Annotated in this window: 24 protein-coding genes; 17 read left to right on the top strand and 7 right to left on the bottom strand. The window is 37.3% G+C overall.

Annotated features, from left to right (window positions below; all coding sequences use genetic code 11):
• Window positions 1-175: 175 nt before the first annotated feature.
• Window positions 176-1,105 carry a fatty acid desaturase gene (locus tag JHT90_RS05945; protein ID WP_201095192.1) on the bottom strand — a complete coding sequence of 310 codons (930 nt, stop codon included), beginning with the start codon at window positions 1,103-1,105 and terminating at the stop codon, window positions 176-178.
• A gap of 398 nt (window positions 1,106-1,503) precedes the next feature.
• Here JHT90_RS05945 and moaA point away from each other — a divergent pair, with 398 nt between their 5' ends.
• Window positions 1,504-2,478 carry a GTP 3',8-cyclase MoaA gene (gene moaA / locus JHT90_RS05940; protein WP_201095190.1) on the top strand — a complete coding sequence of 325 codons (975 nt, stop codon included), beginning with the start codon at window positions 1,504-1,506 and terminating at the stop codon, window positions 2,476-2,478.
• A 1-nt stretch (window position 2,479) separates the two neighbouring features.
• On the opposite strand, the gene mog is transcribed toward moaA, so the two are convergent.
• Genes mog through moaD form a run of 5 tightly spaced genes read right to left on the bottom strand, consistent with a single transcriptional unit; the run spans window position 2,480 to window position 5,574 of the window.
• Window positions 2,480-3,049, bottom strand: a complete 570-nt coding sequence (mog, locus tag JHT90_RS05935; RefSeq protein ID WP_201095188.1) for a molybdopterin adenylyltransferase — start codon at window positions 3,047-3,049, stop codon at window positions 2,480-2,482.
• Between the two features lie 5 nt (window positions 3,050-3,054).
• Window positions 3,055-4,260 carry a molybdopterin molybdotransferase MoeA gene (locus JHT90_RS05930; RefSeq protein ID WP_201095186.1) on the bottom strand — a complete coding sequence of 402 codons (1,206 nt, stop codon included), beginning with the start codon at window positions 4,258-4,260 and terminating at the stop codon, window positions 3,055-3,057.
• A 9-nt stretch (window positions 4,261-4,269) separates the two neighbouring features.
• Entirely contained in the window at window positions 4,270-4,863 is a 594-nt protein-coding gene (gene mobA, locus JHT90_RS05925; protein WP_201095185.1) for a molybdenum cofactor guanylyltransferase MobA, read from the bottom strand.
• Window positions 4,863-5,321: a molybdenum cofactor biosynthesis protein MoaE gene (locus tag JHT90_RS05920; RefSeq protein WP_201095184.1), complete on the bottom strand. Its 459-nt coding sequence runs from the start codon at window positions 5,319-5,321 to the stop codon at window positions 4,863-4,865. Before JHT90_RS05920 ends, mobA begins: the two co-directional genes overlap by 1 nt.
• 1 nt (window position 5,322) lies before the next feature.
• Window positions 5,323-5,574 (bottom strand): molybdopterin converting factor subunit 1, encoded by a 252-nt coding sequence (gene moaD, locus JHT90_RS05915; RefSeq protein WP_201095183.1) that lies wholly within the window; start codon window positions 5,572-5,574, stop codon window positions 5,323-5,325.
• A 158-nt stretch (window positions 5,575-5,732) separates the two neighbouring features.
• On the opposite strand from moaD, the gene moaC reads away from it, so the two are divergent.
• Genes moaC through JHT90_RS05895 form a run of 4 tightly spaced genes read left to right on the top strand, consistent with a single transcriptional unit; the run spans window position 5,733 to window position 9,231 of the window.
• Entirely contained in the window at window positions 5,733-6,212 is a 480-nt protein-coding gene (gene moaC, locus JHT90_RS05910) for a cyclic pyranopterin monophosphate synthase MoaC (protein WP_201095182.1), read from the top strand.
• A gap of 4 nt (window positions 6,213-6,216) precedes the next feature.
• On the top strand, window positions 6,217-8,124 hold the full coding sequence (locus tag JHT90_RS05905) for a histidine kinase (RefSeq protein ID WP_201095181.1): 1,908 nt from the start codon (window positions 6,217-6,219) through the stop codon (window positions 8,122-8,124).
• Window positions 8,121-8,777 carry a response regulator gene (locus JHT90_RS05900; protein ID WP_201095180.1) on the top strand — a complete coding sequence of 219 codons (657 nt, stop codon included), beginning with the start codon at window positions 8,121-8,123 and terminating at the stop codon, window positions 8,775-8,777. Before JHT90_RS05905 ends, JHT90_RS05900 begins: the two co-directional genes overlap by 4 nt.
• 22 nt (window positions 8,778-8,799) lie before the next feature.
• Complete coding sequence (locus JHT90_RS05895; protein WP_201095178.1) at window positions 8,800-9,231, top strand: pyrimidine dimer DNA glycosylase/endonuclease V; 432 nt, start codon at window positions 8,800-8,802, stop codon at window positions 9,229-9,231.
• Window positions 9,232-9,238: 7 nt separating this feature from the next.
• Here the strand turns inward: JHT90_RS05895 and JHT90_RS05890 are convergent, their stop codons facing one another.
• Window positions 9,239-9,988, bottom strand: a complete 750-nt coding sequence (locus JHT90_RS05890) for a HesA/MoeB/ThiF family protein (RefSeq protein ID WP_201095176.1) — start codon at window positions 9,986-9,988, stop codon at window positions 9,239-9,241.
• 219 nt (window positions 9,989-10,207) lie between these two features.
• Between JHT90_RS05890 and JHT90_RS05885 the strand changes: the two genes are divergently transcribed.
• The 12 genes from JHT90_RS05885 to JHT90_RS05830 all read left to right on the top strand — a co-directional run bounded on the left by JHT90_RS05885 (window position 10,208) and on the right by JHT90_RS05830 (window position 24,926).
• Window positions 10,208-11,476: an MFS transporter gene (locus tag JHT90_RS05885; RefSeq protein ID WP_201095174.1), complete on the top strand. Its 1,269-nt coding sequence runs from the start codon at window positions 10,208-10,210 to the stop codon at window positions 11,474-11,476.
• A gap of 12 nt (window positions 11,477-11,488) precedes the next feature.
• Window positions 11,489-12,871 (top strand): NarK family nitrate/nitrite MFS transporter, encoded by a 1,383-nt coding sequence (locus tag JHT90_RS05880; RefSeq protein ID WP_201095173.1) that lies wholly within the window; start codon window positions 11,489-11,491, stop codon window positions 12,869-12,871.
• A 54-nt stretch (window positions 12,872-12,925) separates the two neighbouring features.
• Window positions 12,926-16,630, top strand: a complete 3,705-nt coding sequence (locus JHT90_RS05875) for a nitrate reductase subunit alpha (protein WP_201095171.1) — start codon at window positions 12,926-12,928, stop codon at window positions 16,628-16,630.
• A gap of 17 nt (window positions 16,631-16,647) precedes the next feature.
• Window positions 16,648-18,207 (top strand): nitrate reductase subunit beta, encoded by a 1,560-nt coding sequence (gene narH, locus JHT90_RS05870; RefSeq protein WP_201095169.1) that lies wholly within the window; start codon window positions 16,648-16,650, stop codon window positions 18,205-18,207.
• Entirely contained in the window at window positions 18,207-18,848 is a 642-nt protein-coding gene (gene narJ, locus JHT90_RS05865) for a nitrate reductase molybdenum cofactor assembly chaperone (RefSeq protein ID WP_201095167.1), read from the top strand. Before narH ends, narJ begins: the two co-directional genes overlap by 1 nt.
• Window positions 18,845-19,531 carry a respiratory nitrate reductase subunit gamma gene (gene narI / locus JHT90_RS05860; protein WP_201095166.1) on the top strand — a complete coding sequence of 229 codons (687 nt, stop codon included), beginning with the start codon at window positions 18,845-18,847 and terminating at the stop codon, window positions 19,529-19,531. Before narJ ends, narI begins: the two co-directional genes overlap by 4 nt.
• 66 nt (window positions 19,532-19,597) lie before the next feature.
• On the top strand, window positions 19,598-20,365 hold the full coding sequence (modA, locus tag JHT90_RS05855; RefSeq protein ID WP_201095164.1) for a molybdate ABC transporter substrate-binding protein: 768 nt from the start codon (window positions 19,598-19,600) through the stop codon (window positions 20,363-20,365).
• A 9-nt stretch (window positions 20,366-20,374) separates the two neighbouring features.
• Entirely contained in the window at window positions 20,375-21,043 is a 669-nt protein-coding gene (gene modB, locus JHT90_RS05850) for a molybdate ABC transporter permease subunit (RefSeq protein ID WP_201095162.1), read from the top strand.
• A gap of 6 nt (window positions 21,044-21,049) precedes the next feature.
• Window positions 21,050-21,724: an ATP-binding cassette domain-containing protein gene (locus tag JHT90_RS05845; RefSeq protein WP_201095151.1), complete on the top strand. Its 675-nt coding sequence runs from the start codon at window positions 21,050-21,052 to the stop codon at window positions 21,722-21,724.
• Window positions 21,725-21,903: 179 nt separating this feature from the next.
• A complete protein-coding gene (locus tag JHT90_RS05840) occupies window positions 21,904-22,698 on the top strand; it encodes an enoyl-CoA hydratase-related protein (RefSeq protein WP_201095146.1) in 795 nt (264 codons plus the stop codon).
• A gap of 41 nt (window positions 22,699-22,739) precedes the next feature.
• Complete coding sequence (locus JHT90_RS05835; RefSeq protein WP_201095145.1) at window positions 22,740-23,420, top strand: nitroreductase; 681 nt, start codon at window positions 22,740-22,742, stop codon at window positions 23,418-23,420.
• Window positions 23,421-23,528: 108 nt separating this feature from the next.
• A complete protein-coding gene (locus JHT90_RS05830; RefSeq protein WP_201095144.1) occupies window positions 23,529-24,926 on the top strand; it encodes a glucose/sorbosone family PQQ-dependent dehydrogenase in 1,398 nt (465 codons plus the stop codon).
• Window positions 24,927-25,096: the final 170 nt, after the last annotated feature.

Genomic DNA, 25,096 nt, shown 5'->3' with positions numbered 1-25,096 from the left:
GTTACTAGCCAGATAGCGAAAATAAAAGGCCATTGCTGAATGATGAAGATAGCGATCTGGTATGTTACGTTTAATTTGCTGGTGTTCCTCTTGTAATAAACTCCAATATAAACCTAGCTTTAAATGATGAGCAGTATGTGAGCCTGCGTTAAGATAAAACCAAATTGTGGGATTATTACTTGGTTTCTTTATATTCAGGAAAAAGAAAAGCTAAATCTGCTGGAGCGCCCATAGCTGGAGCTGGGCGCACCCTTCTCCACAGAGTAAAGTATACGCGCCAAAAACTAGGCTGTAATTCTTGCTTATCCACATATTTAGGTAAATCATACCAAGGTACTGTAGGATGTTGGTGATGGGCTAAATGGTAATGATAATTTAATGCTAGCCAACGAAAGATAGGTAACACTTTTAAATTCCATGCACCATTTTTAATATCACGACTACTCCACGCATGATCAGCATATTGTAAAACAGACCAATGTAGTGCAAAAGCATATACACAAAGCACATAACCCCAGAAGGTTAAATCCAATAGCCAAATTAATAAAACTTGATAGCCAAAAGAAAGCGCTATCTCACTCCATACTTGTAAAGTGGGTAGTTTAGAAATATCTGCTATATAGTGACCACATTCTAAATTATTCCCCACCTTCTTTTTAAAAAAAGCTGATTTATAAAAACCACTAGCAAACAAATAAACAATGTTGCTCAATACCACACAAACATAATATAAACCTAACAAATTACCACCATACAAAATTATATTTCGCCTAAATTTAGACTGGTGAGGTAAATAATAATCATAAAGGTCTACATCTGTTCTGTTGCGTTCATGGTGGCCTTGATGGGCTTGTTTTTGTAATAAAAAAGAAGTGGGATAAGCCCAACTACTCATAACACCAATAATACGATTACCTAATTTAGAATTAGCAGCTATACCATGCGCAGCTTCATGCATGATAGAGAATGGCATATTATTTATATGTGCAAATAGAAAAATAGCCAATAATGCCCAATACCAAGCTAAATGGCTAGCTACCCATAAACAAGTAGCGGCTATCGCTAAACTAACCACAACTAAACTAAAACTGAGAGTAAATCGCATAGGTTACTCAACTATTAATCTAATAATATTATTATGTTATCTGAACTCAGCATAGCTTAAAAAATACTAAGTTTACTGATTTACTACAACAAGCCAAGTATTTATACTCAGATAAACACTACCTTTTTTAGATAGTCTCATGGTTAGTTTAATTTAAACTTAAAAAATCCTTTTATTATAAAAATAACGTTACTGATATTAGCTAATATAGTATTTGCAATCTTTTAAAAGTAAATAGCCATAGCTTGAGTGCATATATTTGTACCACCACTTACTTGATTACTTATTTATAATTCTTCACTAATACTAAATAGTTAGTTGTATCGTACTTCTAGGGGAGTGGCTAACGCCTTATTTACTACTATACTAATACAAAGTTTTATAATATGGTTAGTGCTATGTTGACCGATGATTTTGGCAGAAATATTAGTTATTTAAGGGTATCTGTAACTGATCGCTGTGATTTACGGTGTAGTTACTGTATTCCTAAAGGCTTTAAAGATTTCGAAGTGCCTAAAAACTGGTTAACCTTTGAAGAAATACAACGTGTAGTAAAAACCTTTGCCAAATTAGGTACTCACCATTTTCGTCTCACGGGTGGAGAACCTCTACTTAGAAAAAATTTCGCTGAACTCGCTACTAATCTCTCAAAAATTGAGGGGGTCAATGATCTCTCTGTAACAACCAATGGCACCCAACTCGTTAAGCATGCTGAAGCACTTTATAAAGCAGGTGTTGACCGATTAAATGTTAGTTTAGATTCACTACGTCGTGATTGTGTTGAGCAAATCAGTGGCAGTGATAGTCTTAATAAAGTTTTAGATGGCCTAGCTGCTGCTAGGAATGCAGGTTTCAATAAAATTAAAATCAATATGGTGCCTTTACCTGATCAAAATATTGGCGATATTGAGCAAATGATACAATTTTGTATTGAAAATAAGTTTATTTTACGCTTAATTGAAGTTATGCCGATGGGTGTTACTGGACAAAATTCACACTATGTTGATTTACAGAAAGTCATTGCTCAATTAAAACCTAAATTTGATCTTATACCTTCTACTAAAATCATGGGTAGTGGCCCTGCTCGTTATTGGCAAACAGCAGATGGTGATTTTATTCTCGGCTTGATTACGCCAATGTCACAACATTTTTGCGCTACTTGTAATAGAGTAAGGTTAGCGGTAGATGGCACGCTTTATATGTGCTTAGGGCAAAATCACAGTTTCGAGTTACGCCCATTACTACGGGATAACTGTACTGATGAAGAGTTGGAAACTGCCATAAAACAAGCGGTTAGATTAAAACCTGAAGCGCATAATTTTTTAGATAATCCTACTCAAATCATACGCATCATGTCCGCTACAGGTGGCTAAATTAGCTATTCTTAGGTCTAAACGCCTTTGCAACCTCAGCATCTGTTTCAATAAATGGACCACCTATTGCGTCAATACATAGGGGCACAGCAGCAAACACACCATGTACCAAAGTTTTGCCCTGCTCATCTTTAACCCCCCCTAAAGTTTCTCTAATCGCATTAGGTCTACCTGGTAAATTTAGAATTAAACTGTTTTTACGAATAACTCCAACTTGTCTAGATAAAATAGCTGTAGGCACAAAATGTAAGCTTACTTGGCGCATTTGCTCACCAAAACCAGGCATTAATCTATCCGCCACCGCTAATGTAGCATCGGGTGTAACATCACGTGGATAAGGGCCAGTACCACCTGTAGTAAGCACTAATGAACATTGCTGCTCATCCACTAACTCAAGCAATGTTTTTTCAATTAAGTCTTGTTCATCAGGAATTAAACGCTCAATATATTCTTTTGGATTTAGTACAGCCTCATCTAGCCACTCTCTTAGACTAGGTAAACCTTTATCTTCATAAACGCCAGTACTTGCTCTATCACTGACTGAAACTAACCCTATTTTTATATGCTGCATAATCATTACACCTTGTAATCAAGAGGAAAGATCTTTATTAAATCATTTTCATTCACGGTTGCATTGGCAGGAATTTCTGCTAATGCATTGGCTGTAATACAAGTAGCTAACATAGCTGAACCTTGATTTTCTAACCTTTCTGCCCAAAATCCTGCTTCATCATTGGCTAAGCCAATGCGTAAAAATTCTCGTCTAGGCTGTACTTTATTCACTGCAAACTTAGTTTTAGCCATCATCGGCTTAATCATAGCTTTACTAGCAGGCTCACCTGCAATAACCCTTAACGCAGGTACAACCAATTGTTGAAAAGTCACTAATGAGCTAACAGGATTACCAGGTAACATAAATACTTTACTGTTATTTATATTACCCCATGCAAATGGTTTACCTGGTTTGATTGCTAATTTCCAGAAAACCAACTCACCTAATTGCAGAATAGCCGCCCGTACATGGTCTTCTTCACCAACAGATACACCACCAGAAGTAATAATAACATCTGCCTTTTTACTTGCCTCTGCCAATGCTAACACTGTTTGTTGCTGATTATCAGGCAAAATACCGCCATCAATAATCTGATGGGGAGATTGTTGTAACCAACTTAATAATAAATAACGGTTAGCGTCATAGATTTTACCTGTAGACAATGTCTGATTTGGCTCTATTAGCTCATTACCTGTGGAAAAAACATAAATAGTAAGGGGTTTGTAGACTTTAACTTGGTTATAGCCTTGGCTTGCTAATAGAGCAATTGCGGCAGGTGTTAAGCGTTGTTGTGCTGTTAATAGTTTGCCACCCTTGCTTAGTTCTTCACCACAATAGCGAATATTTTGATCTTTCTTAATAGCTTGTGTAGCCTTTAGAACATTGCCTTCAACAATTGTACTCTCTTGTTGAATCACTGCCGTAGTTCCTTTAGGAACTGGTGCCCCTGTAAAAATTCTTGCCGCTTGGCCTGTAGTTAAAACAATATTTTCAGCACTATCACCCGCTGCAACTCGCTCAACAATTTGCCACTCATCGCAACCTGCAAGCTCACCGCCTACGGCATAACCATCCATTGCACTATTATCAAATAAAGGTGCGTTATATTGCACAGCTATATCTTCTGCTAATACTAAGTTAGTTGCTTGTAATAAATCCGTTTGCACTACTTTTGGAGTGTGAGAAAGCTTTTCTAATAATTCTTGTAATGCTTGATAGTAATCTAACATGGTAACCTCTTATTGAAAGCTAGCTAGAGTCTCTAAATGGTTAATATTAGTAAAAGCATGTTCATCTTCAAAAAAGACTTCTACCGCATGATGGCTAAAAATCCATGACTTTAAGCTATATTTTTGATTTGCTAAATGATCTGCTAATTTAGCATTTATATAGGGTTTACATAAGAAAATACTGGGATGTATACAATCTTTTGTAGCTGCATAAGCAATTTCATTCTGTGGATCACTAAATAATGCTTTAGCTAATTGCGCTATTAAATCACTAGGTAAAAAAGGCGTATCACAAGGAACAACCTGAATAGCATCAATATTTTTAGGTAATACTTGAGAAGCGCTGATAATTCCTGCTAATGGCCCTTTACCCTGCCAGCAAGGGTTATCAGTAAACACTGATTTTACTAATGTTTGATAACTTTTGATATCTTCATTGGCACTAATAACTACTTCATCAACTTGTGCAGATAAATTATCGAATACATGTTGTACTAATGGTTTACCCTGTAGTTTAAGCAACCCTTTATTTTGTCTACCAACACGTTGGCCTTGACCACCTGCTAAGATCAAGCCAATAATTTTATATGCAGTATTAATCATTAATTAGACCACTGTTGTTTTTCTTTTGTATCTGATTCTTTTGCTGTAACCCATTGACTAGTACCATCTAGAAAAAACTCCTTTTTCCAAAAAGGTGCTTCTGTTTTCAAGTAATCCATAATAAACTCAGCAGCATGAAATGCCTCTTTACGGTGCTTAGCGGCAACCATGACCAACACTATATCTTCGCCTACGGTTAGCTTACCCACTCGATGAATAACTAGACAGCTTGAAAAATGCCAACGCGCTTGCGCTGATTTAATAATACGTTCTATTTCTTGTTCAGTAACTTGTGGAAAATGCTCTAAGTAAAGATGAGACAATGGCTGTTGCTGATCGTGACCTCTAACCATTCCTTTAAAGCTAACCATAGCACCACAATCGCTAGCAGTAGTCTGTAATCTACTCTCTTCTTGCAAACTATTAAAAGGTTCTGTTTGTATGCTAACAGAGATCATGTTAGCCGCCTGTTACAGGAGGTAAAACAGCAACCTCATCACCTTCTTTAATAGCGACTGGTTGATAAACAACTTGCTGATTGACCACTAACCTAAAAACATTTTTTTCAGCTAAGGCTTCTGCCCATGTCGCATCTCTTTGCCTTAACTCTTGCAATAGCTTATCTGTAGTAAGCCCTTTTTGCCAATCAAGCTGTTCCTCTGTAGTATTTAAGGTTTCTTTTAACGAACCAAAATAACGAATTTTAATCATAATCGAATATACCACCCTTTCAAACTATGAGTAAGAATAATAAAATATTACTAGATAAACAACTCACCATTTGTCCTAATGTAACTAACCACTTCGGCTAATTGCTTATAACGACATAGCGTGTTAATTTTTGTAATTTATAGCTATAGGATAATTTTATGACAAAGCTGACTCATTTTGATGCTTCAGGACAAGCACATATGGTTGACATTGCAGAAAAACAATCTACTAAACGCCAAGCAATTGCAACAGGCTCTATTCAAATGTCAGCAGAAGCATTCCAATTATTAGGCCATAATGCTAGTAAAAAGGGAGATGTTTTAGGTATTGCTCGTATTGCAGCTATTCAAGGTGCTAAACAAACTTCTAATTTAATTCCTCTCTGTCATCCTTTGCCATTAACCCATGTTAGTGTCGAGTTTAATGCTGATCAAGCGAACTCATGTTTACACCTCCAAGTAACTGCTGAAACAGTAGGCAAAACTGGTGTTGAAATGGAAGCATTAAATGCTGTTTCTATTGGTCTTTTAACCGTATATGATATGTTAAAAGCTGTCGATAAAAGTATGTGTATTCTGTCCATTCATCTATTAAAAAAAGAAGGTGGCAAAAGCGGCTTATGGCAAGCAACGGAATAACAAAATGATGCGAAGCACTTTAAGACGTCATAGCCTTTCTACCAAACTACTGGTCTCAGTGGTGCTATGGGTTGTTTGTGCGCTTATTTTTACAGGCTATACGCTTGCGCTATTGTGGCAATTAGAAAGTGGTGGTATTGCTATCAACGATGCGGGTAGCTTACGCAAGAGGGTCTATCATATTGTTGCCTTATTATCCCTAAAACAAGACGAGGCTGAACTATTACAAGAACAAACAAATTTTGAACATATTTTAGAGAACCTGAAAAATATTGATCGTACCAGTTTTTTATTACCTAAAAATCCTAGTATTGATATTCAAATATCCAATATTCATAACTCATGGCAACAAAAAGTATTACCTCTTGTCCGTCATTACCAGCAAACTGATGAAAAAATATTAGCCAAAGACCTTGCCTATTTTGATCAATTTGTGGGGGATATTGATTCTTTAGTTAAATTTATTGAGGTGCAAAATACTCAACATATTAGTTGGTTGCGTTTTATTCAGACCATTTTAATTATTATGGTAATTTTTTCAGCATTTACAGCTATCTACTTACTTTATCGGTTGGTGATTTCACCCTTAAGCCGACTACAGGAAGCCATTACTCATGTAAGCCATGGTGATCTATCTAAACGTATTACCATTACTAGCCGCGATGAGTTTGGTACTGTTTCAGTAGGCTTTAATAAGATGGCAAGTAATTTAGAGGATTTATACACCAACTTAGAACAAAAAGTAACTGAGAAAACAGCTGCCTTAGAAGAAAAAAATCACGAACTTTCAGCACTTTATGATATTACTGCTTTTTTACATGAAGCCCATACCCAAGAAATAATGACTGAAAGTTTTTTAAATAATATCATCCATTTAAGTAATGCCAATGCGGGCAGTATCAGACTGCTTGATGAAACCCATGATAGATTCAACTATATAGCTAGCCAAGGTTTGCCTGAAGCGCTAATCACCTCTTCTGAATGTAGTTCTATCACTGATTGTTTTTGTGGCACCAGCGTTTCACAAGACAAAGAAGTACAACTTATCAGTATCAAAAATATTACCAACCCCACGGTTGCTTATTGTATTAAAAACTCTTTTAACCATTTTCTTATATTTCATATTCAACATAATAACCATGAAATAGGGATTATGACTCTATACTTTATCAATGAAGAGTCAAAACTAACCCCACAAACACAATATTTAATCGAAACATTAACAGATCAATTAGCAGTTGCCCTAGAAAACCAACAACTAGCATTAAGTGATAAACAACTTGCCGTAATGAAAGAACGTAATCTGATCGCTCAAGGTTTGCATGATAGTATTGCGCAATCTCTTTCTTTCCTAAATTTACAGGTGCAAATGTTGCAAACAGCTTTAGCCAATAATGAGCTGGCACAAGTTGAAAAAAACCTAAATTTTATTCAGCAAGGCGTGCAAGAGTCTTATGAGGATGTACGTGAGCTACTGTTAAATTTTAGAACACGTATTAATAAAGAAGATTTCAAAGAAGTCATTCAAAAATTAACCGATCGTTTTAAGTTACAGACTAAAGCAGAAGTGCAAGTTACAATAACTGGCAATGGCCCTTCCCTCAACCCACAACAGCAACTACAGGTTACTTTTATCCTACAAGAAGCGCTGTCTAATATCCGTAAACATGCTAAATGTAACCATGTAAAAATCACTTTTAAAAATGATGATCAATTTATCATGACCATTGCCGATAATGGCTGTGGTTTCAATAAACAAACTATTGAACAGAAAAAAACGCGTCATGTGGGTATGTCAATTATGGCAGAGCGCGCTGCACAAATTTCTGCAACTATAGAAATTAACTCTATCCCTAATCAAGGGACTACAATAATACTTACTATTCCCAAAGAACAACGAGGCATTTTATGACAAATAATAAAACTAAAATTCTACTTGTTGACGATCATACATTGTTTCGTAGTGGTTTACGTTTTTTATTAGAAACACAAGATGATTTTGAGATTATTGGCGAGGCTTCCGATGGTTTAGAAGGTATAAAGCTTGCTGAATCACTCCACCCTGATGTGGTATTACTCGATTTAGATATGCCTATTATGGGTGGTAGAGAAGCCCTTCCACAGCTACTCAGTACCCAACCTAATCTTGCTGTGCTGGTGTTAACTGTTTCGGAAGATGGTAGTGACCTTACTGAATGTATGCGTATAGGTGCTAGAGGTTATTTATTAAAAAATATAAACTCCGATTTTTTACTTAACAGCATTCGTAAAGCAGTAGATGGTGACAGTGTTTTATCACCAGAAATGACCACTAAATTAATTACTCAACTACGTGCCCCTAGCAGCCAAGATATTGATACGCTTTATGAAACATTAACACCTAGAGAAAAAGAAACCTTAGCATGGCTTACTAAAGGTGTTAGCAATAAAGAAATTGCTCGCTCATTAGACTTGACTGAAAGTACCATCAAAGTACATGTACAGAACGTATTAAGAAAGCTTAATTTACATAGCCGTGTGCAAGCTGCCGTGTATGCTATTGAACATGGACTGGATAAAGTTTGATACAAGGTTTTATATTTAATTTATGCGCTTGTGGACAGTTCACCCCCAATATCTAGACACCAAAGGGCTTTTAGCTGCTTGGCGAGAAGGGTTATTAGCCCAAAAAGTGTTACTCGGTGCAACTAAAGGTTACACCAATCACCCACAGCTCTATAGATTTAAAAATCATCCAGAACCACTACAAGCGATAGGCTCTTTTTTAACAGAAATTGTTATTGAAGCTACAAAAAGAAACTATAGTTTTGATAAAGCTAAAATTCTTTATCCACAAACCACACTTAAAATTACTGAAACCTCTGGCCAATTAAATTATGAATGGCAGCATTTATTAAAAAAACTAGCCAGCCGCAGCCCTCAGTTATTTATAGAATACAAAGAAATTTTAATACCAAAGCAACACCCCCTATTTACATTAGTAACTGGGGATGTGCAACCATGGGAAATAGTCAGTTAATTACTGATTAATGGGGTTTGCCACATACTTTACAATGAGGATTACGTTGAAACTTAACGGGGTAATGGTTTAAATCTAACGCATCATAATTTTGCATTGTACCTACAGGTGTAGTACCAATCTTGGTGACTATTTTTAATGCTTCTGCTGCTTGTTTAGCGCCAATAATACCAACTAGTGGTGCAAATACACCCGAAGTTGCGCAACTTTCCTGCGCTATATCATCACCATCAAATATACAGGCATAACAAGGCGATTTTTTATTACGAGGATCAAAAACACTCAGCTGCCCTTCAAAACGTATAGCTGAACCAAATACCAGTGGTGTTTTAGTGATAACTGAAGCTTGATTAATAGCCTTACGTGTTGCAAAGTTATCACTGCAATCCAATACTACATCATGCTCTTTACAAAGCTCTACCAACTCTTCTAGTACAAGCCTTTTAGCCAGAGTGGTTATATTAACCTCTTTGTTTTGTTGAAGAATATAGCGAGCCATTGCCTCAACTTTAGATTGGCCAATGTTTTGTTTGGTATAATGGGTCTGTCTTTGTAAATTAGAAAAATCTACTTTATCATCATCAGCTATGGTTAGCTGCCCTACACCTGCTGAAGCTAAAAAAGGAATGGCTGTAGAACCTAAGCCACCACAGCCCACCACTAACATTTTACTATCCAGTATTTTTTGCTGCCCTGCTATATCTAACTGGGGTAATAAAATATGTCTACTGTATCGCAATAATTGTTGATCATTCATACATAATTAATCACATTAAAATCAGTGTTGCTATTAGAACCATAATAACTAATTTTTGCTATTGCCCATAAGCACAAACAACTATTTTATAAACTAAGCCAAAATGATTAGTTGGCTATAAACCAAGCTACTAAAGTAGACTGGGCTTCTGACCAATTGGTAATTACCATTAAAAATTGTAAGGTATACATAACAACTTCAGACTAATGGTGTACTACAATGGTTAAGCAAAATTATAAGCCTTATATTGTACTTGGTTCTAGTACGGTTTCCTTTACTGTCTGCTTTATGATTTGGATGATGTTTGCTGTTATAGGTGTTCCACTCAAAGAACAGCTTGGTCTAACTGAAACACAATTCGGTATTTTAACTGCTCTACCCGTTTTATCTGGCTCACTTATTCGAATCCCCCTAGGTATCTGGACTGACCGCTTTGGTGGTCGAATAGTATTCTTCATCTTAATGATGAGCTGTGTTATCCCTATTTTCTTACTGCAATATGCTACTGCTTATTGGCAATTACTTATTATTGGTTTATTTATTGGTTTAGCAGGTGGTTCATTCTCAGTAGGTACACCTTATGTTGCTCGTTGGTTTACCAAAGACCGCCAAGGTCTAGCAATGGGTATCTTTGGTGCTGGCAATGCGGGCGCGGCTGTTAATAAACTAATTGCACCTGCTATTGTTTTAGCTTGGGGTTGGCAAATGGTTCCTAATGTGTATGCCATTATTATGCTAGCCACTGCCATATTGTTTTATGTGTTTAGTTACAGCAAGCCTGAGCATATTGTTTCATCTGAACAAGTTACATTAAGACAACAACTAGCGATGATGAAAGATCCTGCTGTATTGCGTTATTGCCAATACTATTCTGTGGTATTTGGTGGCTATGTTGGTTTATCTTTATGGATGGTTCACTACTATGTTGATGAGTATGGTTTTACTTTAACCACTGCTGCATTCTTAGCGGCTTGTTTCTCATTGCCTGGCGGTGTATTACGTGCCTTTGGTGGTTGGTTATCTGATAAGTATGGTGCCTATAAAATCACTTGGGCGGTAATGTGGGTTTGCTTAGTTGTATTTTTTATTCTTTCTTACCCTCAAACAAAAATGTTAATTGGTACTGTAAATCCTGATGCTCCTTTAAGTATCACTATTGGTATTAATGCTTTCTGGTTTACTGTTTTATTATTCTTTGCAGGAATTGCCATGGCTATTGGTAAAGCCTCTGTATTCAAATTTATTTCTGACGAATTTTCAGACAATATTGGTACTGTATCTGGTGTTGTTGGACTTGCTGGTGGTTTAGGTGGCTTCTTACTGCCCATCATGTTTGGCGCACTAGTTGATATTACAGGTATTCGCTCTAGTTCCTTTATGCTTTTATTCGGTACTGTTGCAGTTAGTTTGATTTGGATGCACTTCTCATTTAAATCGATGCAAATAAAAAATTTACAAAAATCTGGCAAATTAGCTTCTAACAAATAAATAGGTAAACACATGGCTAAAGTACTTACTCAATGGAATCCAGAGGATTCCAAGTTTTGGGAACAACAAGGACGCTCCATTGCTCGACGTAATCTGTGGATATCAATTCCCGCGTTACTACTTGCCTTTGCTGTTTGGCAACTATGGAGTGTTGTTGTGGTTTACCTACCTCGCATAGGATTTAACTATACACCTAACGAACTGATGTGGTTAACCGCGTTACCTGCCCTTTCTGGCGCTACCTTAAGAATTTTCTACTCTTTTATGGTACCTATTTTTGGTGGACGACGGTGGACAGCTATATCAACTGCGAGCCTATTAATTCCTACTATTGGCTTAGGTATCTGTATTCAAGATCCAACTACTAGTTTTTCAACCATGGCTATTCTTGCACTTCTTTGTGGTTTTGGTGGTGCTAATTTCAGTTCTTCAATGGCTAATATTGGTTACTTTTTCCCCAAAGCAGAAAAAGGTGGTGCCACAGGTTTAAATGCAGGGTTAGGTAACCTTGGTGTTTCTGCTGTTCAGTTTATTGTACCACTGGTGATTGGTGTTGGTATTTTTGGTGCTATTGCAGGCGGTTCGCAAACTTGGACCCATGATGGTACTACCTCTTATTTATGGTTACAAAACGCTGGTTTTGTTTGGGTTCCCTTTATTAGTTTAGTGGTTATTTTTGCTTGGTTTGGTATGAACGATATCGCTTCGGCTAAAGCTTCTTTTACAGATCAAGCTACTATATTTAAACGTAAACATAATTGGATTATGTGTTGGCTGTATGTGGGTACTTTTGGATCATTTATTGGTTTCTCTGCCGCTTTACCTTTATTGATTAAACATGAGTTCCCTACTGTTAATCCTTTAACCTATGCATTTTTAGGCCCATTACTAGGCTCTATCTTCCGTGTATTTGGTGGTTTCTTATCTGACAAAATCGGTGGCGCACGTGTAACACAATGGAGCTTTATTGCCATGATCCTTTGTGTAGGCGCGGTTTTATTTTTCTTACCTCATCAGGGACAAGGTGGTAACTTTGCAGGCTTCTTAATTAGTTTCCTCTTATTATTTGCCTTTGTTGGTGTGGGTAATGGTTCTACTTTTGCTCAAGTACCCAATATCTTTATTCAATTCCATAAACGCTTAGCAGTAGGCAAAGGTGAAGATGCTCAAAAACATGCCATGCTTAATGCTAATAAAGAATCAGGTGCTGTATTAGGTTTTATTGGAGCCATTGGTGCCTATGGTGGTTTTGCTATTCCTAGAATTAATGGTATGTCGATTGACCAAACAGGCTCCATTGCAATGGCATTTTATTGTTTTATCGGCTTTTACATAACTTGTGTATTAATTAATTGGTGGTTCTATGCACGTAAGAATGCGGAAGCGCCTTGCTAACTGATAATAAATAATAGATTTACTAGATTAAAAATCCCGTGATTAGGAGATATTATGAGCCATTTACTAGATCGTTTGAACTTCTTTGGGAAGGTAAAAAGCACCTTCTCTAATGGCCATGGAGCTGTAGTTGAAGAAGATAGAAAGTGGGAAGACGCTTATCGGCAACGGTGGCAACATGACAAAATTGTTCGCTCAACACATGGGGTAAACTGTACAGGTTCTTGTAGCTGGAAAGTTTATGTTAAAAATGGCTTAATTACTTGGGAAACTCAGCAAACTGACTACCCTCGTACACGCCCAGACTTACCCAATCATGAACCTCGTGGTTGTCCACGTGGTGCCTCTTATAGTTGGTATGTATACTCTGCACAACGGGTTAAATACCCTATGTTACGTGGACAAATGGCCAAGTTATGGCGAGAAGCTCGTAAAACGAGAGATCCTATTGCTGCATGGGAATATATTAGCCAAACTCCAGAACTAGCAAAATCTTATAAATCACGTCGTGGTTTAGGTGGCTTTGTCCGCTCTAACTGGGACGAGGTAAATGAGATCATTGCAGCGGCTAATAATTTCACTGTAAAAAACTTTGGACCTGACCGTGTTATTGGCTTCTCGCCTATTCCTGCTATGTCAATGGTAAGTTATGCAGCAGGTTCACGCTACTTATCATTAATTGGTGGTGTACCGCTCTCTTTCTATGATTGGTATTGTGATTTACCTCCAGCAAGTCCTCAAGTTTGGGGTGAACAAACCGATGTAGCTGAATCAGCAGACTGGTATAACTCTACTTATTTGATGGTATGGGGTTCTAACGTACCCATGACCCGTACGCCAGATGCGCACTTTTACACAGAAGTACGTTATAAAGGTACTAAAACCGTAGCGGTTTCCTCAGATTTTGGTGAAATGGCCAAGTTCGGTGATATTTGGTTAGCACCTAAACAAGGTACTGATGCCGCCTTAGCAATGGCAATGGGCCATGTAATTTTAAAAGAATTCCATCTGGATAATCCTTCTGCATATTTCACAGATTACTGTCGTCAATATACTGATATGCCTATGTTAGTCATGTTAAAAGAGCAAGATGGAAAATATGTACCAGACTACTTCTTACGTGCTAGTCACTTAGCTAATAATTTAGATGAAGAAAATAATCCTGAATGGAAAACATTAGTTATTGATGAAAATACAGGTGATATTGTTGCACCTAAAGGTTCTGTAGGTTTCCGTTGGGGACAATCAGGCAAATGGAACCTACAAGAACAAGATAGTAAAGGTCGTGAAATTAAAGCACAACTATCTTTACTTAATAAGTATGATCAAGCTACACCCGTTGCTTTTAGCTATTTTGCTGGCGATGAACACAGCGAGCAAATCGTTCGCAATGTTCCCACTAAAACCATTACCTTAGCAGATGGTAGTCAAGCATTAGTGACTACTGTATTTGATTTATCAGTAGCTAACTATGGTATTGATCGTGGTTTAGGTGGTGGCAATGTTGCTAAAGACTATATGGATGATGTGCCATATACACCAAAATGGCAGCAAAAACATACGGGTGTTAAACCAGAAATGGTTATTCAAGTAGCTCGTGAGTTTGCTGAGAATGCTGACAAAACTCATGGTAAGAGCATGGTAATTGTGGGGGCTGCATTAAACCACTGGTATCACATGGATATGACCTATCGTGGTATTATCAATATGCTAATGATGTGTGGTTGTATTGGACAAAGTGGTGGCGGTTGGGCTCACTATGTAGGACAAGAAAAACTACGCCCACAAACTGGTTGGACTCCCCTAGCCTTTGGTTTAGATTGGCATCGTCCATCTCGTCAAATGAATGGTACATCTTTCTTCTACGCTCACACTAGCCAATGGCGTCATGAAAAATTAGGTGCTAATGAAATCGTTGCACCTACTGCCAGCAACGAACTCACCAAGATGGCTTTAATTGATTACAATGCTAAAGCTGAACGTATGGGTTGGTTACCTTCTGCACCACAATTAGCCACTAACCCACTAGAAGTAACTAAACATGCTAATGCAAATGGTGAAGATCCTATTCAATATGCAGTAAATGGATTAAAAAATGGCTCTTTAGATATGTCATGTAATGATCCAGACAATCCTGCTAACTTCCCACGTAATATGTTTGTATGGCGTTCTAATATTTTAGGTTCTTCAGGTAAAGGCCATGAATATTTCCTAAAATATTTACTAGGTACTCAAAACGCGGTTATTTCTGAAGAAGAAAACTGTATTAAACCTACCGAAATTACTGTTCGTCCTGCTGTGGAAGGTAAATTAGACTTATTAGTGGTACTTGACTTCCGTATGTCTACTACTTGTCTATACGGTGATATTGTATTACCGACTGCTACTTGGTATGAAAAAGATGACTTAAATACTTCTGATATGCATCCTTTTATTCATCCATTAAGCGAAGCTGTGCAACCTTTATGGCAAAGCAAAAGTGACTGGGAAATTTATAAAGGTATTGCTAAGAAATTTTCTGAACTTGGTAAAGATTATTTAGGTGTACAAAAAGACTTAGTGTTAACTCCTTTAATGCATGATTCACCGCAAGAGTTAGGCCAGCCATTCGATGTTAAAGACTGGAAACATGGGGAATGTGAGCCAATTCCAGGCAAAACAATGCCAGCTATGACGGTGGTTGAACGTGATTATGGTGCTATTTATCAGAAATATACTTCTATTGGCCCATTACTAGAAAAAATAGGTAATGGTGGTAAAGGTATTAGCTGGGATACTAAACATGAAGTTGATATCTTGCGCGGTCTCAATAAAGTAGTTCAAGAAGGTGTAGCACAAGGCCAACCTAAATTAGAAACAGCTATTGATGCAGCTGAAATGATTTTAACCTTAGCGCCAGAAACGAATGGTCATATTGCCGTTAAAGCATGGGATGCCCTCTCTAAAATTACCGGGCTTGATCACACTCACCTTGCTAAACCTCGTGAGCATGACAGCATTCGTTTTAGAGATATTCAAGCACAGCCTCGCAAAATTATCTCCTCTCCTACATGGTCAGGTTTAGAAAGTGAAGAGGTAAGCTATAACGCTGGTTATACCAACGTTCATGAGTTTATCCCATGGCGTACTATTACTGGTCGTCAGCAGTTCTATCAAGATCATCAATGGATGCGTAGTTTTGGTGAAGAGCTTTGTGTTTATAAACCTGCTGTGGATTTAAAAACCACTAAGAAAGTGTTAGGTCAACACAGTAATGGTAATCCAGAAGTTGTCCTTAACTTTATTACACCTCACCAAAAATGGGGTATCCATAGTACTTATTCAGACAACATTAGAATGCTTACGCTATCACGTGGTGGTCCACATGTTTGGATATCTGAAATAGATGCTCAAAAAGCGGGTATTGTTGATAATGACTGGATTGAAGTCTTTAATCTAAACGGTACATTGACCGCTCGTGCGATTGTAAGCCAACGTGTACCTGAAGGTATGACACTTATGTATCACGCCCAAGAAAAAATCGTCAATGTTCCAGGTGCAGAAGTTTCTGGTAAACGTGGAGGTATCCATAACTCAGTAACTCGTACAGTACTTAAACCAACCCATATGATCGGTGGTTATGCGCAACTTGCTTATGGCTTTAACTACTACGGTACAGTAGGCTCAAACCGTGATGAGTTTGTAGTGGTTAGAAAAATGAAGAAAGTTGATTGGTTAGAACAAGCCGATACCGTACAACAACCTAAAGTCGAGTTATAAGAGAAGAGGATTAGCTGATGAAAATTAGAGCACAAATCGGCATGGTGTTAAACCTTGATAAATGTATCGGTTGTCACACCTGTTCCGTAACTTGTAAAAACGTATGGACCAGCCGTGATGGTGTGGAATATGCATGGTTTAACAACGTAGAAACTAAACCAGGTATTGGTTTTCCTAAAGAGTGGGAAAACCAAGAAAAATATAACGGTGGTTGGGTACTCACTGGTGGTAAATTACAGCCTAAACAAGGTGGTAAATTAAAGATATTGGGTAATATTTTTGCTAACCCTAACTTACCGCAAATCGATGAGTATTACGAGCCTTTTACTTATGATTATGAGCGTTTACAAAATGCCCCTGATGTAAAAACCCCACCTACTGCCCGCCCTGTCTCTGTTTTAACAGGCAAGAAAATGGACAAAATCGAATGGGGTCCAAACTGGGAAGATGACTTAGGCGGTGAATTTAAGAAGCGTGCCAAAGATATGTTATTTGAAGGTATTCAAAAAGAGATTCACTCTACGTTTGAAAATACCTTTATGATGTATTTACCACGTTTATGTGAACACTGTTTAAACCCAACTTGTATAGCAAGTTGTCCATCTGGTTCTATTTATAAACGTGAAGATGATGGTATTGTACTTATTGACCAAGATAAATGTCGTGGTTGGAGAATGTGTATTTCTGGTTGTCCATATAAAAAGATTTACTATAACTGGACATCAGGTAAAGCAGAAAAATGTACTTTCTGTTACCCACGTATTGAAGGTGGTCAACCAACAGTATGTTCTGAAACCTGTGTAGGTCGTATTCGTTACCTTGGTGTAATGCTATACGATGCCGACAAAATTGAACAAGCCGCTTCTGTAGAAAATACTCACGATCTTTATGATGCTCAATTAGGTATATTTTTAAACCCTAATGACCCAGTAGTGATTGCTGAAGCACAAAAACAAGGTATTCCTCAAAGCTGGTTAGATGCAGCGAAGAAATCACCTGTTTATAAAATGGCAATGGAATGGAAAGTTGCATTCCCTCTTCACCCAGAATACCGCACCTTACCAATGGTTTGGTATATCCCACCTTTATCGCCTATTCAATCAGCCTTAGAGAATGGCTTAATTGGTGAAAACGGTATTATCCCTGATGTTAAAGATTTACGTATTCCTTTACGTTATTTAGCTAACTTATTAACAGCGGGTAAAGAAGAACCTGTTTTAAAAGCACTAGAAACAATGATTGCAATGCGTCGTTATATGCGTAGTAAATCTGTTGATAAACAAGCTGATGAAGCTACTTTAAAAAATACCCATTTATCGCCTAGCCAAGTAGATGAAATGTACCAAATCATGGCTATTGCCAATTATGAGGATAGATTTGTTATTCCTACTTCCCATAAAGAAATGGTTGAAGCCGCATTTAACGACAAGAGTTCTTGTGGCTTTACCTTTGGTAATGGTTGTTCAGATGGTGTTAGTAAACCTAGCTTATTTGGCAGGAAAAAAGCCTCCCCTATTATCTTTAGTGATGCTATGCAAGATCGTGAGGCCAATAGAAATAAGGAGAGTAATAGCTAATGGCAATTTACAAAATAATCTCCGTATTACTTTGTTATCCTGAACAGGATTTGCTTGATAGTATTCCTACTATCAAGCAACTACTGGCAGATGAGAAAGTAGCTACTCATCAGTTAACGCCCTTGCTAACTGAGTTAACAACAACTGACCTTATCACCTTGCAAGAGAACTACGTACAAACTTTTGATCGTACCCCTACTCATTCTTTGCATTTGTTTGAACATATCCATGGCGAAGACCGCATTCGTGGTCAAGCTATGGTAGATTTAATGGAAGAATATAAAGCGGCAGGCTTTGAACTAGTTTCAGATGAACTGCCTGATTATTTACCATTATTTCTAGAGTTTCTAACTATTTGTGATGAAGATAAAGCAACAGCCCTATTAGGTGAAGCTATTGATGTTATCAGTCATCTTGGTAATAAACTAGCTGCTGACAACTCTGTGTATGCTGGTATTTTTCAAGTGTTAGAATCACTTTCACCTGTCAAACCAAAACCTTTAACCACACCTCCCATACGGGATATGGATGAAGCTTTAGAAAAATTCGGCCCTAATCCTGAAGGTATAGAGCCGCTTTTACAAATAAACAGCTCCAACACCTGTATGGCCAGTACTACTTTAGAGAGGCAAGCAAAATGAATTATATCGATAAGTTTGTATTTGGAATCTATCCATATATTGCCATGAGTATTTTTATTGTAGGTTGTTTAGTTCGTTTTGAACGCGAACAATACACTTGGAAAAGTGAATCAAGCCAATTACTTTACGCAGGTCAATTGCGTTTAGGTAATATCTTATTCCATGTGGGTATTTTAGGCCTTTTCTTTGGTCATCTAGTAGGCTTACTAACACCTGTAGTTGTATGGGATACCTTTGGCATCAGCCACTCATTCAAACAAGTAGTAGCCATGACTGCTGGTGGTATAATGGGTGTTATGTGTTTAGTAGGATTAGTCATCCTAATTCATCGTCGCTTTACCTGTGATCGCTTATTAGCCAATAGTACGTGGCGTGATAAATTAGTGTTAATTTGGTTATTAATTACCTTATTACTTGGCCTATGTACTATTGTTGTATCCTCGCAACACTTAGATGGTCATGAAATGGTGCTTTTAATGACTTGGGCACAACATATTGTAACTTTCCGTGGTGATGCAGCTAGCTTTATCGCTGAAGCTTCTATCATCTTCAAATTACATATATTTATGGGAATGGGATTATTTGTTATTTTCCCTTTTACAAGACTTGTTCATGTCTTTAGTGGCTTTGCTGCTGTTACATATATAACACGTGCATGGCAACTAGTACGTCCTCGTTCTTAGTATTTCACTCAGTACCCATCCTTCCTTGTTAGGTGGGTACTTTTTTTAATTCAAACGGATTTCATTATGATTAGCAAAAACTTAATAAAACAGTTAATGGCTAGTGTGATTGGTTTATCGTTCGCTTCAATTGTGCAAGCTGCAGAAATTGTTGTATCCGCAGCAGCTAGCTTAAATAACGCGTTTAAGGAAATTGCTACTCAATTTGAAAAGAACTACCCTGAAGACCAAATTCTTTTTAATTTTGCAGCCTCAGGTACTCTACTTCAACAAATAGCGAAAGGTGCTCCTGTTGATGTATTTGCTTCTGCTGACCAAGAAACAATGGATCAGGCTGAAAAACAACAATTAATTAATACTGAAAGCCGTAAAGACTTTACCAAAAATACCTTAGTATTAATCTCTCCACTTGTAAGCTCATTAACCATTAAACAACTTACAGATCTTAACCTAGATACTGTAAAACGTATCGCAGTTGGTAATCCTGCTAATGTACCAGCAGGACGCTATACTCAAGAAGCATTAGAACAGACTGGGCAATGGCAAGCTTTAAAAGATAAATTTATTTATACGCAAAATGTCCGCCAAGCATTAGATTATGTAGCCCGAGATGAAGTTGATGTTGGCTTTGTGTATGGTAGCGATGTTGCCATTATGCAAGATAAAGTAAAAATATTATTAACAGCCTCTTTAAACACTCCTATTACTTACCCTATTGCACAAATAAAAGATAGCAAGCATAATCAAGTAGCTAATAACTTTATTGAGTTTGTATTATCAACAGAAGGCCAACAAATATTGGCTAAATATGGTTTCTCTTCTATCGGCAATTAGTGAATTATTATGGATATAGCGTGGTCAGCTCTCTTTCTTTCCTTAAAGGTTGCAGGCTGGGCTATCTTCATTAATTTAATACTGGGAATATCAGTGGGCTATATCCTTGCCCGTACACGCTTTTATGGCAGAGAGTTATTAGATACTATCCTTACCTTACCGATGGTAATGCCCCCTACTGTGCTAGGTTATTATCTACTGGTGTTATTAGGTAGAAATGGCTGGATTGGTCAATGGTTGAAAGATGTTTTTGATATTAATTTAATCTTCACTTGGCAAGGTGCTGTCATTGCTTCAGTAGTGGTTACCTTTCCGTTAATATTTAAACCTGCTAGGGCAGCCTTTGAAAGTATTGATCAACAATATGAGCAAACAGCAAGGGTATTAGGTATTTCTGAATTAGCTATTTTCTTTCGAGTAACCTTGCCTTTAGCATGGCGCGGCATTCTAGCAGGAGTATTATTAGCCTTTGCCCGAGCTTTGGGCGAGTTTGGTGCTACTTTAATGGTTGCTGGGAGTATTCCTGGTAAGACACAAACCTTATCAGTGGCTATCTACGAAGCTGTTCAAGCAGGACAAGACGCTATCGCTAATACACTCGTCATTATTACTTCTATTGTCTGTATTGTAGTATTATTACTCGCTAAACGTTTAACAGCCAATAAAGTAACTTACTAATACGCTATGCAACTTGAACTTGATATTCAGAAGACATTAAAGTCTGCTACTCATACCTTTACCTTGGATGTAAAATTTACCTCTAATAGTAAGCGTATAGTGATTTTTGGTCCCTCTGGCGCAGGTAAAACCATGATACTAAAAAGCATAGCAGGCTTAATAACACCAGATAGTGGTCAAATCAAACTCACAGAAAAAATTTTATTTGATTCTAAGCAAAATATTAACCTTAAACCACAACAGCGTAATCTGGCTTATCTATTTCAAAACTTTAGTTTATTTCCTCATTTAACCGTGCAACAAAATATCGCCTTTTCACTAACAAAAGGTATATTAAACCCGAGCCGTCGCACCCATTTTCCAGAAGTCACTAAGTGGATAGAAACACTTGAACTATCTGCATTAGCTAATCATTATCCTTATCAGCTTTCTGGCGGACAACAACAACGTACAGCGATGGCTAGAGCCTTAGTTACTAATCCTAGTGTTTTGTTATTAGATGAACCATTCTCAGCACTAGACCACGCTTTACGTAAAAAAATACGAAATGAAATAAATGAACTGCAACAACAGCTTGATATTCCTATTATTCTTATTACCCACGATATAGATGATGTTGAGTTATTCGGTGAGCATATTTTAGAAATAAGTGATGGTTGTATTATTCAAACCTCTACATAAAATAAATAAACAGTTATATTAGTTATCTAGTAGATTACGACTGTTGAGTATTGTATAAAAATAGTTACAAGCCCTAAACTTAGCATTACTCTTATTAACCTTAATAACATAATAGAACAAATAGTAGTAAGTATTAATAATATACTCATCTTCAGCAACTGAAGATGAAGGAGAAAATAATGACAGCATTTAACTACCTACAATTAGAAATAGATAATCGTAATGTAGCAACACTCTGGTTAAATAGACCAGAACGAAATAATGCCCTCAATGCAGATTTTATTAATGAATTAACCACAGCATTTAAACAAGTTTCTTCTGATCCAAAGGTTAGATTGTTAGTAATACGTAGCAAAGGAAAACACTTTTGCAGTGGTGGTGATTTAAAGTGGATGCAAGAGTCTATTAATCTGGATTTAACAGGTAACTTAAAAGATGCCCAACTACTATCAGAATTGTTCTATCAACTCTATCACTTACCAAAACCAACCTTAGCGGTTGTTCAAGGTGCTGCCTTTGGTGGTGCAGTAGGTCTTGTTGCTTGTTGTGATATGGCAATTGGCGCAGATAATGCTAGCTTTTGCCTTTCTGAAGTGCGCATTGGCTTAATCCCTGCTACTATGAGCCCCTTTATTATACGTTGCATGGGAAAAAGAGCGGCTCTTAGCTACTCCTTAACCGCAAAACGTTTTAACGGTAAACGCGCAACTGAATTAGGACTACTCCAGCAATCTTGTCCTGCTGAAGAACTTTCAACACTCACCGAAAAATGGATTACTCAGCTCTTACAAAATAGCCCTGCAGCCCAAGTAGCAAGCAAACAACTTTTTGCAGAAATTGGTACGGCTGAAATTACACCTGAATTAAGACGTTATACAGAAGAAGCCATCGCTAAAATTCGAGTAAGTAAAGAAGGACAAGAAGGATTACATGCCTTTTTAGAGAAACGCTCTCCTCACTGGGTAAAACAATAAATACACACGCTACTCTACTATCCAAATAATAAGGAGTTTTTATGCATGTTCATGACGCTATTCTAAGCAGAAAATCAGTTAGGCGTTTTCTGCCAAAACAGGTTGCTCAAGAAACCATAAAACATATATTACAAATTGCCAGCCGCGCACCCAGCGGTAGTAATATTCAACCATGGCATGTGCATGTTGTGACTGGAAAAGTTAAACAACAAATCAGCCAATCAATACTTACTGCTGCCAAACAGGGAGAAGCTAGCCCTCAATACCAATACTATCCAGAAGATTGGTTTGAGCCCTATAAAACCCGCCGCCGCCAAGTGGGTTATGCCCTTTATGATACATTGGGCATTAAACGTGAAGATACACAAGCACGCAATCAACAAATGTTACGTAATTTCATATTTTTTGATGCACCCATTGGGTTATTTTTTAGCCTTAATAAGCGTATGGCTACAGGCAGCTATCTTGATCTAGGTATATTTATTGAAAATATTGTATTAACTGCGAAAGGTTATGGGTTAGATACATGTATTCAAGCAGCCTTTGCTAATTTTCATCAAGCTATTCGTCCTTATATACCCATAGCAGAAGATGATATTTTGGTATGTGGAATGGCGTTAGGTTATGAGGACAGTAATGCTCCTGAAAACCAGTTAATAACTGAACGTGAACCCGTTACTAATTTCACAACTTTTACTGGGTTTGATAATGAAGCAATTTAAATAAAACTAATATTTCATGGCATGGCTATCAACCCAATTGATAATTGTTTGCAGTTTCTGCTTTATATATTTTGTTAGGGTATAACTACCTAAACAAGAGAATATCTTATGAAAAAGAATACTGTTATAGGCATTTCTGCTGCAATTGTTCTAACTTGTAGTCCATTCGCATGGAGTGCTGAGAAAGCAACCATAGCAACTGCCGAACCATTTAAAGGAACAGTGTTAACAACTAATTTAGATGAACCTTGGGAAATGTTATGGGGTCATGACAATATGTTATGGGTAACCGAACGTCATGGTAAACGTATTACTCGTGTTGATCCCCAAACAGGTGCTAAAAAAGTAGCCGCCACTATCGATGAAGTATTTGTTGGACCACAGCATGAAGGTATTTTAGGCATGGCCTTTTCTCCTGATATGACAGCTAACAAAGGGCAAGTATATGTTGCCTATACCTATAAAAATGATAAAGGTGATGAGTTAGAGAAAGTTGTGCGTTTAGATTGGAACGCTAATAAAGAACAATTAATTAATCCCCATACCATTATTGAAGGTATACCAGCAGGTAATGATCATCAAGGTGGCCGTCTGTTATTTGGCCCTGATGGTAAGCTCTATTTATCTAAAGGAGAATTAGGCCATAACCAATGGGGTAACTATTGTAAGCCTATAGCTGCACAAAACATTCCCAGCGTGGCAGAAATAAAAAATAAAGATTATAAAAACTATTTGGGTAAAGTTTTTCGTATTAACCCAGATGGCAGCATTCCAGACGATAACCCTAAGATTAATGGAGTAAAGAGCCATATTTTCACTTATGGCCATAGAAATCCACAAGGACTGGTATTTGTAGATCAATACCTTTATTCAAGTGAACAAGGCCCTTCCAGTGACGACGAAATTAATTTATTAAAAGCAGGTGGTAATTATGGTTGGCCACATGTTGCTGGCTTCCAAGATGATAACGCCTACGTTTATGCTAACTGGTCTAAAGCAGATGATTGTGAAAATATCAAATACGATCCTAATGTAATTCCAGATGGAGTACCTACGCAAAAAGAAAGTGCATGGCACGCAGATAACTTTGTACCGCCTGTTAAAACTTTCTATACGGTGCGTGATGGCTATAACTTTACCGATGGTAATTGTAGTAGTGAACCTTATTTATGCTGGCCAACCATAGCGCCAGCCAGTATTACTTACTATCCCACTAAAGGAGCTATTACAAGTTGGCAAAACAGCTTATTAGTTACCTCTTTAAAAAATGGTACTTTATATAAACTGCCTCTTAGTCAGGACAAAGCTCAACCCCAAGGAGATATTAAGGTTTATTTCCATACTATTAATCGTTACAGGGTAGCAAGAGTAAGTCCAGATGGAAAAACAATCTATATTGCTACAGATTCCACAGGTTCCGTTTTAGATGAAAATGGTAGGCCTACTGAAAAATTAGCTAATCCAGGTTCTATTCTTAAATTTGAGTATGACCCTAATAAGATATAAATCATTTTCATTTTAGTTGAAAAGCCAGTGATAAACTGGCTTTTTATTGCCCAAATAGATACAGCAAAACAATGATAAAGTTCTCTAGCATAATCAAATTTTAATTGCTACTTATTGTTAATTTACTGTTTTTTAATAACACGCTTAAATACCTTCAATTTCTGAGCATC

Source organism: Entomomonas asaccharolytica, assembly GCF_016653615.1.
Classification (GTDB): Bacteria; Pseudomonadota; Gammaproteobacteria; order Pseudomonadales; family Pseudomonadaceae; genus Entomomonas; species Entomomonas asaccharolytica.
The sequence above is the reverse complement of the archived record's forward strand: the minus strand, read 5'-3'. Positions and strand labels throughout refer to the sequence as shown.